This window comes from Flavobacterium sp. N2550, assembly GCF_025947265.1.
GTDB lineage: Bacteria > Bacteroidota > Bacteroidia > Flavobacteriales > Flavobacteriaceae > Flavobacterium > Flavobacterium endophyticum.
This window is the reverse complement of the sequence record NZ_CP110007.1, coordinates 3,038,263-3,050,980: the sequence shown is the minus strand read 5'-3', so window position 1 is coordinate 3,050,980 and position 12,718 is coordinate 3,038,263. Positions and strand designations below refer to the sequence as shown.

Annotated in this window: 7 protein-coding genes; 2 read left to right on the top strand and 5 right to left on the bottom strand. The window is 40.5% G+C overall.

Annotated elements, in window-relative coordinates:
- Positions 1-6: 6 nt before the first annotated feature.
- A complete protein-coding gene (locus OLM56_RS13470) occupies positions 7-1,446 on the bottom strand; it encodes an RES family NAD+ phosphorylase (RefSeq protein ID WP_264527327.1) in 1,440 nt (479 codons plus the stop codon).
- Between the two features lie 105 nt (positions 1,447-1,551).
- Here OLM56_RS13470 and OLM56_RS13465 point away from each other — a divergent pair, with 105 nt between their 5' ends.
- Complete coding sequence (locus tag OLM56_RS13465) at positions 1,552-2,616, top strand: HNH endonuclease domain-containing protein (protein ID WP_264527326.1); 1,065 nt, start codon at positions 1,552-1,554, stop codon at positions 2,614-2,616.
- A gap of 178 nt (positions 2,617-2,794) precedes the next feature.
- Here OLM56_RS13465 and OLM56_RS13460 read toward each other — a convergent pair whose 3' ends face one another.
- From OLM56_RS13460 to OLM56_RS13445, 4 genes are all read right to left on the bottom strand, one after another.
- The gene (locus tag OLM56_RS13460) at positions 2,795-3,406 is read right to left on the bottom strand and encodes a hypothetical protein (protein WP_264527325.1); all 612 of its coding nucleotides are present in this window, start codon (positions 3,404-3,406) and stop codon (positions 2,795-2,797) included.
- A 52-nt stretch (positions 3,407-3,458) separates the two neighbouring features.
- Positions 3,459-7,433: a sacsin N-terminal ATP-binding-like domain-containing protein gene (locus tag OLM56_RS13455; RefSeq protein WP_264527324.1), complete on the bottom strand. Its 3,975-nt coding sequence runs from the start codon at positions 7,431-7,433 to the stop codon at positions 3,459-3,461.
- Between the two features lie 271 nt (positions 7,434-7,704).
- Positions 7,705-8,604 carry a hypothetical protein gene (locus tag OLM56_RS13450; RefSeq protein WP_264527323.1) on the bottom strand — a complete coding sequence of 300 codons (900 nt, stop codon included), beginning with the start codon at positions 8,602-8,604 and terminating at the stop codon, positions 7,705-7,707.
- 151 nt (positions 8,605-8,755) lie between these two features.
- The gene (locus OLM56_RS13445; RefSeq protein ID WP_264527322.1) at positions 8,756-9,052 is read right to left on the bottom strand and encodes a hypothetical protein; all 297 of its coding nucleotides are present in this window, start codon (positions 9,050-9,052) and stop codon (positions 8,756-8,758) included.
- Positions 9,053-9,696: 644 nt separating this feature from the next.
- On the opposite strand from OLM56_RS13445, the gene OLM56_RS13440 reads away from it, so the two are divergent.
- Positions 9,697-12,714: a SusC/RagA family TonB-linked outer membrane protein gene (locus OLM56_RS13440; RefSeq protein WP_264527321.1), complete on the top strand. Its 3,018-nt coding sequence runs from the start codon at positions 9,697-9,699 to the stop codon at positions 12,712-12,714.
- The last annotated feature ends 4 nt before the right edge of the window (positions 12,715-12,718 follow it).

The window sequence follows — 12,718 nt, the reverse complement described above, 5'->3', positions numbered from 1 at the left end:
TTAGCTTTAAAATGTAAATCCTGAAGTATCATCAGGTCTGTCAATTCGTTCGTATGATCTTGAATTGACGGGGTAACTGCTAGTGTTAATATTGACCGATGATACGTGTTCAATAGTAATGGATTCCAAATCAATTGCTAGGATACTCTTTAAAACCAACCTACTAATTTCCCTACTGTAGGGTAATGGCAGATCAAAAAAATGGTTATCCTTTTTTTCGATGTTATATTTTGGAATGGAAGTAGTTATCGTGTATTCTGGACATTGTTCCTCGTCATACCAATCATAAAGTGTTACTTCGACTTTTGCTCCTTCAGGATGCTTAATAGGTTCCACTGCTGACGCGTGGTTAAAAATAGTAATGTTTACGCCATCAGGTGACTGAGCCGATGGAAAGATGATTCCATCGAATGCGTATTCGGCTGCTAGAAAGTCTGCTATCACCTGAGTTGCCAAATAGTCAAAATGTTCATCATCAGGCATGATCGGCCTGGTAAGACGTTGACTGAGCTTTCTAAGAAAAATTGTCTTTGAAACTAGTTCAGAATAGCTGGTATCAAATATGCTTCCTTCTACAGTAGTGGTGGATAGTGCAGTGAGATCCAGGACCTTTAATTGTTTCAATAGATTGAACTTAGCCACTGCTACTTTGCTTCCCACGGGGGGTCTGATTTCAGATAGTGCAGTGTCGAGTTTTGTTGCACCGTAAAAAACTGAGATGCCCCTAGCGTTCATCCTTCCCGCGGTTGCAAATTCAGGAGGGGGAGGGCCAAGCTCTTTTTCCGGTTGTTGCAAGGCTTTTTCTAATCTGATGTCAGATTGAAACGTCCTGGCCCGAAATAAACTAGTGATATCTGTCTCAGGACCTATAGTCTTCACAATTGGCTTTTCGTCATGAGTTTTAAATAGTTCTAGATTATCGAACACTGATACGAGTAGTTCTTCGTTTTCTTTGCTAAAGAACCTTGATCTTGTTCTAAGATTCAATTCAAAACTAGACCATTTGCCCTGCCACTCCCTGTCATTAGGTTCTTTAATGTCGTAAAATGAATCACTATCATATTCAGTAGATTCACCAATTTCTATTGCAGACCGGCTATAATATTTTTCCTCCAGGATTTCCTGGATATTCATCGCGAGCTCTTCGGAAATTTCTGCGGCTTCAGCTATTGCTTCAATCACCCTAGATCCATCAGGTTCCCAAAAATCCAAACTTTTGAGATGGTCAATCGAATAGTGGTCGGGCGGTGATTCGGGAGACCGAGTGTAATGTTGTTGAAATGCAATATCGACCCTGTCTGCAATTTCTGGAAGGGTAGAGCATTCAATATCCTCGTTTTCACAATAAGAGCAGTTCTGAATTTCGCCCAGTCTTTCAATTTCTGACTTTAGATAATTCTCACCAACACATGCATAACAAATAAATTTTTCAGTATCATCAGCCATAAGCAAACTTTTATAGGTATTTTTAGGCATACAAATTATGCAGGATAATAATAGAAAATTAAATTAAATATTTTTCCATTTTTATCTACTTATTTACAAAAACAAATGAGCTTACCATCTTCGTCACTACTTAATGTAAACAAACTATCGTCAGTTTTCAACAATACTTCAGCCACTTATAAATATTATTGGTTACTGTCAATTATTGAAACTGTAGAGCAGGGCAAAAGGGTAATAGCCAAGAAGGAGCTATTTGCGAGCATGCTCGCAAATGCATGGTATACTGTTAACTATTTCCATGTATCTTTTGGCGGGCAGGATATGATCCAGCAAGCTATTGGAAATATAGTGGAGATCGAAATGATTCCCATTATAGCAAGAAAAGATCATGTGGTCCAAATTTTACTGAGTAGCGACAATAAGAAAACAATAGCATTGTTGAATCATTTCGATAAGAATGTTCCCCACTGGTTCCTAACACCATGGGTCAGTAAAAACAAGGGCGAGAACTATTCGCAATACCAGAATAGGATCTATACCGAATCCCAACGCTTCCATAATCAGTCACTATACGCACTATATTCCGATCGAATTGAAGTAAATCCCATGTGGCTTAACTATTTGAAAAGCAATGCAAGGATACTGAAAGATTTCTGTTACTGGAACCTTTCGAACTTCCTACAGGTACGTAATCCCAACGTACCGGATATTCCGGGAAAACTTATAAAGCCACCAATGCGCGGATCGCTCACAAACCAGAGAAAGAACTACTGGGATGTTGTATTCAGGGAATTGGGAACAGTGGACTGCATATATACTGATACAAAACTCAGCATCCAAAGATATGCGCTGGACCATTTCGTGCCCCATGCCTTTGTCTCCCATGATCTTATGTGGAATCTGGTTCCTATTGACACAGTTTATAATTCAATAAAAAGTGACAAGCTTCCAAGTATGGACATACATTTCGACAAGTTTTACGATCTTCAGAAAACCGCATTTGAAATTGTGTCAAAGTTTAACTCCAAATCTAAATTACTTGAGGAATATTTTTATTTGTTTAATTTAAGTGAGGACAAAAACAATTTCTGTTATGATCAGCTAAAAAATACAATCTCTCCCTTGATTTCAATTGCTGCAAACAATGGTTTTCAATATTATCAAAAATAAAGACTGATTACTATTACAGCAATATCTTTATTGCATTTTCAACTTAACATTCATCTTTTTAAAGTACCATCCCGACAATTTTAATCGGAATGATTTTAAAGTTATCATATGCTTTGATTGATAATATTGAGTCTTGCCATAGGTTGAAGGATCTGGTAATTAGCAAATAAAAAACTAACTAAGGGTGAATATCTGCAATTTGATACCCATATATTTTGATATCAGACTTTTGAACTAAGTATTTGTATAATTTCTCAGCCTGTGTAGGTTCGAGGTTGACAGGTTTTGCTTGGTAACCAGCTTTCATTTGACTACGAAGCCTAACCAAATCTAGACCAATATCTTTTAAAAAAGGGACAATATCAATCAAAAAACCATCTTTTGTCTGAGGCTGAAAACTCTTTTTCTCATCAGCTTTCAGTGTATACCTTCTTCTACGTTTGAAAGGATGTTGGAAATTACCCCACTTGTAATGATGATTATATGTTTGGAGATTATCAACAACATTATCATTTTGTGAGATGTTGTTGGCTTGGTTCCAATAAACTTTGCTTTCCACAACGAAAACACAATCGCAGTATAGATGCTTAAAATTTGGAAAAGTGTCACCACTAACCCAAAAATTAATGTTACCTATTTCGGACTTCATTTGTGTGATATGGCAAAAGGAATGAAGAAATTGCTTATTCCATAGATAGGGATCCTCATTTTTTTCACCAAATGCATCATGATAAATGACCATTCCTTTATTTTTGAATATTTTCCCTTGAGGATGATATATTATATACATATGATCATTAATTTTTTAATACAACATTACATCCATTTCCTAATTGAAATTCTTAAATTACTAAGGAAGGTTTATATGGTATTAACGCCCCACTTGCTATTTGAAACGCAGGATTCGAAACAATTTTTATTTTTGGTTCTGAAGTGTCTGCACTATAAATACGATAGATAGAATATTTTTCACCCTTCTGTATCATAAACCGCCACTCTGGAGGTGAAAGAAATACCAAATCTTTAGTTGAAGATGGCGTTCCTTTGACGTCAATATAAAAAATTTCGCTATCGATGTGTAATTCAAAATCATAGGGCTTGTAACTTTCCTCGTGCTCATTCATCCATTTAATCGAATCGGCAGGATACTTTTTTAATAAGTAACCATTAACAAATTCTTCAGACCATTTTCCATAACCTTTTCTTGCTTCTTCATCTGACATGTCATAATATTCCATATAATTTTGACTATCGTTTTCGACAGAGCCACCAGTTGAAACTGTTGGAGGTTCATGCACTGGTATATTTGTATAATCAAAATTAGTTGGTTTATATTTAGCTGTGAATGGCTTTACGGTCGGTGAAGTTCCGTTTACAGCTGGTATTTCCAAATCTGGAGTCTTGGAACTTTCTTGCATGGTGATGTCTAGTTCCAGTGATACCGTTTTAGTTTTAAATTTTTTAGTCGCACGCAGATTGGATAAATCAATTTCCTTTTCCTTAAGCCAGAGTTTAATTTCAGCTAAATCTGGCTCTAATAGTAGGAATCTAAGTTCTTCATTTGTGCCAGAAAAAGAAAGATATTCTCTTAATTCATCAATTAGTTCAAGCAGAATGCGTTCACTTTTCCATTTTCCTTTGTATGAAATACAATTTGATGCGCGATATACTTTGATTGAAGGACCCGTGACCAAATTTTCCCCATCCATGAATGAGAGGTATATCTCCTCGGCTGAATTGAAAGTCAAGTCATCCAACATTGCAAATAAACGGTCAAATTCATCAGTGTCTTCAAGAGACCTCTGTTGCGCAATAAGCGCTAAATAAGGAAGTACTTTTTCAAATCTATTCTTCAGGTCATTGTCAGTAAGTGAGCCATCAAATTGAGGAATAAAATGCCTGATGGTCAAAATTCCAAATTCTGTTATCAGCGAATCTAGTTTGTCCTTATCGCAATTGCTTGGGATATTAAATAATTTTAGGCCATTAATATGTGAGAAGCCATCTTTGCTAATATTTTTCAGTTCTGAAACAGGCTCGAATGTTCCGCTCGCGGACAGAAGATACCCTTTTTTGCCCCAGTCATTAATCTTTGTTTTCTCTTCGAAGGTAAGGTCGGGTAGCAGACCCGCCAGCTTATTATATATCCTACCGATATTTTTAATGTCTTTTTTTAGCAAAGGGCCTTCCTTTGCAGCAATCTTGCCCAGTATGGAAAGATAATCGGTTATCTCTAGCTTCTTTTTAAAATTAAAATATATATGCCAGTCGGTAGTTATGTCATCACCATACTCTAAGACTGGAAAATATTCACCGGCAATTTCCCTTATCTCTTTTAAGCTTAAAAATACGTCTTTAGAATTTTCTAAAGTGCCGAGTGAAGTCGGGATACATTTATTATTTGCAACAAAATATTTAAAATAGTTTTCTACAGGTACAGAGTATTTATTTAGGCCATTACCTCGTCCATAACAGAATGTAGCATTTGTCAAAAGCTCACGCGCATGTACTGAGTTATCTAACATGTACTTCCAGAACATCTTGCTATATTCAAAATCAGTGGCAGTATGATGTAGAAATGATGGTAGCTTAACTCCACGTATCAGGTTAGTTAAACCAAAACAATATCCACCTTTTTTTGTCGCCTCGCGCTCACCAGCTTCGCGAGTGAAAGCCACCCATTCTGATGTAGTGATGTCCGCAATACTTGATACATCACAATTTGAGGTGATGGTTTCTATTTCTATACTATCCTTTACACTTAAGGCTTTAAAGAATACCTGCATATCTGGTTGGAGATATCCAATTTGTAGATAGTCTTCTGAGACAAAGGGTAGGTTAATGACAGATTCCAAGTTAACTTTTGGTCTATAAATTTGAGACAAATAGCATTTTTGAGCCTGAATGAAAGTTGTAGTATCTCCATTGGTTTTGAGTGCAAGAGTTCGGAGTCTGGAAAGCATTTCTTCCGTAACAATACCTTTTTTATACATTTTAACAAGGTAGCCTGTAAGCTTCAAAAAGTTTTCCTCTGTTACAAATCCTTCATCTCCAAGGTATGGAAGGATCATCATATTTATATAGGCAGTTTCAGAAGGTGTTTCTGTGCCGAGTTGCACAAGCCAGTCATATATCTTCTGATTTTCTTGAATCTTCTTGAAGACATCAACATGTATTACACGAACATCTCCTAAATCAAAAGTCTGAAGACCGTCTCCTGCAGGAAAACAGACACCGTCTTTAGGATTACGTAAAGTACCGTGCTCATCAAATACAAAAGGAAGTTTTTTAACATCCTCAAACAAGATGCCTTGATGATCACTGTCCGACCTGTCTTTTAAAAATTCAATTAGCTGAAAGTTCTCGGTTATACCGTGGCTTCGAACAAAATTTTCAGAAGCAAAAAAGTCGGTAATATTGTCTAGGGTAAATTCTGCAACAGTAATGTAAGAAAGCTTGCTCTTTTCTTCCAAATGAGGATGTAGGTAACAGTTTACGTTTAGAACAAAGCCATTTTTTTCGCGCAGAAAATCCAAGATGATATTTTTATCTATAAAAGATTGCTCTGAAAGAGTAGTTTTATCATTTAGCGCTTCTTTTGGTGACAACACATCACCATTGTTTGCGGGAAGGAACTTGCGTGAACCCGAAATATTGTAGCCGCTATCAAAAGAATTTTTGAGCATATTACTTGAAGGACCGTATCTCTTGGGAAGCAGTTTTAGAACTTGAAACTTATATCCGCTAAGTGCGAGTTCACTTAACCAAACAAAATTAAGCTTTGCAATTTCCTCAAAAAGCCAGTTATTCCATGGATAGTCCTGATGGATAGATTCCCTTGGTGCATTTGTCAAGAAATTTCCGTTTATAAGATATGGAAGAGCAAACTCTGTTACCTTGGTGGGCAGAAATGTATAGATAAGACTTTGTTCTTTAGGAAGTTTTCCAATCTTATCTCCATCTAATGCTGCCGCAAACGTAAGTTCTGAATGAGTTGCCGACCTTAACTTTTCCGGTACCTTTTCGTCGTGCTGTAAGGAACTGGATAGCTCGGCTGGCACGGGGATATCGGAAAAAGTTCGGACAAGCCAGGAACTTTTTGGTACGTCATCGAAAAATAATATTACATTTTTTGACAATTGTTGTTCGCCACCAACTTCTTTTTTTATTGTATTTACAATCTTTCCATTTAATTTGATCTCAATTTTGCATACTCTCCTCAAGAATAATAGAATCTGCCCCTGTCCTAAAAGCTCATTCAGTGAATTTCTCAATTCATGCGCGTCGGCCATCTCAATGATAGTGATTACCGGATGAGACAAACCTTCAACAGTATCTCGAAGATTCTCTGGTAGGTCATTAAGTTCGGTCCAAATCGGAATTGTTTGCCAGGGATAATCCTTGGTTACAGCATCTTTATCGAATCGGAACTGAAATCCCCCTGAGAATATGCTGACTCTTTTGGATTTCATGAATACCGACTTAAAGCCTATACCCTTAAATCCCGTTGTTGCCTTTTTTGATGTTTTTGTGCTTGCACCAGCATCTGTGATAGAATCTATATCTTCCTCTGAAAATTGTTCACCGTTGTGCGATATAATAAGGGCATTGTCACGAAAATCTATAAATACAGAATTATTATCAAGTGAGCATGAATCATCCGCGTTTTGAATCATCTCATAAAAAAACCGCTGACTTTCAGTATAGATATCAGAAGAGACAATATTGAGAAGCTTAGTCATGGCCCTAGCTTGAGATGGATCCATGAAATTAGAACGCAAATTGTTTAGCCTATTGATAAATTCCTTCTGTTCCATTTTTTAGTAAATGTGTAAAATAATTTGAAAAGTAAGAAATTTTTGAAAATTAATAGCTAAAAAACTTAATTTAGTATGGGAATTATACAGATGACTTTAAGGGCAAAACCATTTTAAATAGGTTATTAATTAAACAGTATCGCCTGCTCTATTTTAATAACTATACTTTTATAAGCTAAATAACTTGTCAGCAGCCAGTTTAGGAAGAAATTTTATAAGTACAGGTTTCATTCCATGATCAAAACTAGGATTTTCTGATAAGGACCATTTCTTACTTCAAAAAGCTTGATTGGTCTATAAGGTACTTGTACTTGTCCTTTATTTTATTTCTTGATTTTTCACTCTTTGCTTTATCCAGAATTCTTTGATATGCACCTTGCATAATTAAACTTGCCTCTGTGCCGCGGTAAAAAAGTTCTAATATGAAACTATCACATTCTTCAAAAGTCGATTTCATATCGCTCAATGAATCCTCATCAAACACAATTACGGTAGTATCGCCGGCATTGTCATCATATTTTACATTATGTTCTTTAAAATGCCCTGGAATTTTGGTTATATAGTCAACTACGGGCGCAATCTTATTTACGATTAAAATATGAAAAAGAGAATCGTTATGATTTTGCTGGTACATAACATCTACTAAATTTGAGAATAGATCTGATACCTTATGCGTATGTCGAGGCTTAACATCACATAACGATAAATACGCTTTGCAGAATACTTCAATGTAAAATAAAGAATTGTGAAATAGGGAAGTAGATATTAGATTTAGGGTTTCAAAATCATAACTATCAATATCGTACACTGTATCACTTTTACAAAGCTCGATTGATTTCTCCAGCAAGGGGGAAATCACGGTGTGCTGATTTAGACAGGCGTTAACGGACTTATTGCTTGTCATCTTTTTTCGAGCTACTAGGCCTATTGTACTGATCCATATATTGCCAGACGAACTTTCAGAAATGTGAATCTTTCTTTTGTTGCAGTAAAAGAAGTTCTTATTTTCAAAGTCTAGATTATCAACATTAATTGCTTCAACTAAAGTGTTAAGATATTCTCTCTTTGCAAACTTAAAATCGCATGCAAATAATTCGTTACTGCTAAACCTTTCTAGCAATTGTTTTAAATCCTTTTGACTTGATATTAACTCTACTTCAGGGTTGTTCATATTGATATTTACGAGGTTAGAATTGTTTTGGTCTTATTAACTACCTAAGGTAGTTGTACAACGTTGTAAATATCATAAGATTAATACCAGTAAAATTATATATTTATAATAACTCGATTACAAATAAAGATGCTTTCGCATCTTTATATAACTAATACTTCATCTTATATTTTTTTTCAAATTCCGAAAAAAACTGAGATAACGGAAACTCTTCTTTTTTACAAATCTTTACTATCGTAAGGAACGGTAAATTATATCCTTCTGAACTTGCGATTTTGGTAATTGTGCTTTTAGCTAAATCACATTCATCAGCATACTTAGCTTTGCTTACTGATTTGCCATTAGAGTCAAGTCTACCATTTATCCATTTTTCAGCAATAAAATTGCACATATGCTTGAAAATAAGCATATCGTGGGGTGTGATAGATTTGTTCCTTTTATTACTCAATTTTTGATTGTTTACAACAAAATAAACTTATTACTTCAAAAAAATCGTTCGCGATAGCGAACGGTATTAAATTTTAATTATATTTGTCTTAAATCCATAAGGATTGTATTTTTGCGATACTTCAAAAATTTATATGAAGCATTCGCTTTGAATCCCGCCATTGAAAACTGGTAATTTTTGCAACGGGGAGATAAGTGTAAATGCTCACGCCATACGGCGTGGGCTCACTTATTGTTGCACGGTATACCAGTACCTCAATGGCAATAAGCTGAGTTTAAACCCACGCCTCCTTTTTAAGGAAGCACCAAAACTCATACAGCTTTTATTCTAAGCGACTTCTCCTTTTTTTTGCCAAGTTTCGCAATCGTTGTAGTGACTCTAGATCCGGTATTGCGCATGAATTAGTTTTTAGTTAACCAGCCCGGCTTCACGGCACCCACCTCCGAGTTAGTTATGGGGAAAGGGCCGGGCATCCTGTGCGGAAGATAATGGCAATAACCCTTAACTAGCTAACCATTAACCAATAAAACCAGTATGCGAATGACAAACTAAACAGACACAAAAAAAGCCCACTGCTGTTTCTTGGCGGAGCCAGCAGAAGGCATGATTAAACTAACTGACGTTTCATTTAACAATTCAAAATTATGAAAATAATTTCATTGAATAAGGGCTATCATGCCTTTATTTTAGGGCTATTGCTTTGGTGCAGCCACATGCATGCCAACTATCTCAGGCCCGAGTCTGCGTCCTTGCTATTCCAATCTGCTATAAGCGGGACAGTTGCCGACAAACAGGGACCGCTGCCAGGAGTCAATATCACGGTAAAAGGTTCCAGTAAAGGTACCATAACAGATGAACAGGGCAGGTACAGCATCGACGCCAAAATAGGAGAGGTGCTCACCTTTTCCTTTATGGGTTACACCACACAGGAAATTACAATCACCTCAAGCGTATTGAACATAACGCTTTCAGAAGACTCAAAGCAGCTGGAGGAAGTGGTGATCAATGCAGGATACTATTCAGTGAAAGACAAGGAGCGTACCGGCAGCATTGCAAGGGTAACTGCAAAGGAAATCGAAACCCAGCCCGTAACCAATGCCCTTGCTACCCTGCAAGGAAGGATGGCTGGAGTTAACATTACGCAGACCACTGGCATGCCCGGAGGGGGATTTGACATCAAGATACGCGGGCTGAACAGCCTTCGCAATGACGGCAACAGCCCGCTCTTCATCATTGACGGCGTTCCTTATGCCAGCGACCCCATCGGAAGCAACTATACCATGGGGCCAAAGCCCGGCGCGACCAGCCCGCTGAACAGCATCAATCCCGGGGATATCGAAAGTATCGAGGTACTCAAGGATGCGGATGCCACGGCGATCTATGGCTCGAGGGGCGCCAATGGCGTAGTGCTTGTAACGACAAAGAAGGGCAGGGCAGGCAAGACCACCTTTACGGCAACAGTTACGGGCGGACTCTCGTCCATCCCCAAATTCAGCGATCTGATGGACACCCGCCAGTACCTGCAGATGCGAAGGCAGGCCTATGCAAATGACGGGATTACGGAATATCCTGCCAACGCCTACGATGTGAACGGGACATGGAGCCAGGACCGATACACGGACTGGCAGGAGGAGCTTGCGGGAAGGACCGCGAGCTTCAATGCCTTGCAGGCTTCATTATCCGGGGGGAGCGAGACGACACAGTTTGTCCTGAATGGGAATTATAACAGGGAGACCACGGTGTTTCCCGGTGATTTCAGATACAGCAAGGGGAACCTGCATTCCGGGATCAACCACCGCAGCACGGACAGCAGGTTCCGTATGAGCTTCTCGGCAAATTATACCGTGCAGGACAACGACCTCCCTTCAGCGGACCTGCTCAGGGAGGCCATGATGCTCGCTCCCAATGCACCCGCGCTGTACGGAAGCGACGGGTCGCTCAATTGGGAGAACGGCACCTTTGAGAACCCGCTTCGCAATCTGGAAGGCAAATTCATCAGCAGCACCAAGGATCTCATGGCCAACACCAGCCTGTCCTACGACATCGCCGAGGGACTGCAGGCCAAGGCCGCGCTCGGCTATACCGACATAAGGCACAGGGAGCTGGTCACTTCGCCCTCGACCATGTACAATCCGGCCTACGGGCTGGGAAGCGAGTCTTCACTGGCAATGGCATCCACCACATCGCGAAGTTCATGGATCGCAGAGCCGCAGCTGCGTTACGCTGCCGAATTCGGCCCCGCAAAGCTTGAACTGCTTGCGGGAGCCACCTTCCAGGAACAGAAGAATAACCTGCTTACGCATATGGGCTACGGTTTTGTGAGCAACCAGCTCATCGACAATCCTGCATCTGCAAGCCTCTTCTCCGTACTGGAAAGCACCGAGACCCAGTACCGCTACCAGGCCTTCTTCGGACGTGCCAACCTGAACTGGGACAGGCGCTACCTCCTAAACCTTACAGGAAGGAGGGACGGGTCGAGCCGCTTCGGCCCCGATAACCGATTCGCCACCTTCGGCGCTGTCGGTGCGGCATGGATTGCCAGCGGGGAGGACTTCATCAGGGACGGCATGCCGTGGATCAGCTTTGCCAAGATCAGGTCCAGCTACGGGACCAGCGGCAGCGACCAGATCGGCGACTATCAATATCTCGATACGTACAGCCTGACCGGGATGCCATATGACGGTGTTGCCGGACTGCAACCCAGCAGGCTGTACAATCCGGCCTTCGGCTGGGAGACCAATACAAAATTTGAGGCCGCACTTGAGCTGGGCTTCCTGAAGGACAGGATCTATGCAACCCTTGCCTGGTACCGCAACCGTTCCTCGAGCCAGCTGGTAGGCATACCGCTGCCGGGTACTACGGGATTCCCGTCGATTCAGTCCAACCTTGATGCCGTGGTACAGAACACCGGCCTGGAGATCACCATCAGTACCAAGAATATCATCGGGGAGAAGCTTACCTGGTCCACCGACATCAATTTCAGCAGGGCCCGCAATGAACTGCGCTCTTTTCCCGGGCTGAAAGGCTCGACATACGAGAACCAGTTCGTCATTGGCGCGCCGCTCAATATCGTAAGGGTATACCATGCTACAGGAGTCGACCCGCAGACGGGCCTGTACCAGTTCCAGGATGCCAATTCAGACGGGACGATCGATGCAATCAATGACAAGGTATATACCAAGGACCTCAATCCCGAGTTTTTTGGCGGTATCCGCAATACCCTGACCTATGGGCCGCTATCACTGGACTTCCTATTCCAGTTCGTAAAACAACAGAACTTCAACGAACGCTTCGGCGGCCTGCTGCCGGGGACCATGTCCAACCAGCCGGCGAGCCTGGCAGGGAATTGGCAGGCGCCGGGAGACAGCAGCGGCGTACAGCGGTTCAGCTCCGGGGCGGATGCACAGGCTTTTCAGGCACAGACGCTGTATTCGCAGAGCGATGCCGTCATCTCTGACGCCTCCTACGTCCGCCTGAAAAACGTTTCCCTCACTTTCGACCTTCCTAAGGAGTGGACCAAGGGATTCCGCTGCAAGCTGAGCCTGCAGGGGCAGAACCTGCTGACCCTTACCAACCACAAGGGTGCAGATCCCGAATTCAGGATCTCGGGCTTCATTCCGCCGCTGAGGGTCTACAGCAGTTCAATTCAAATATCATTTTAATGCA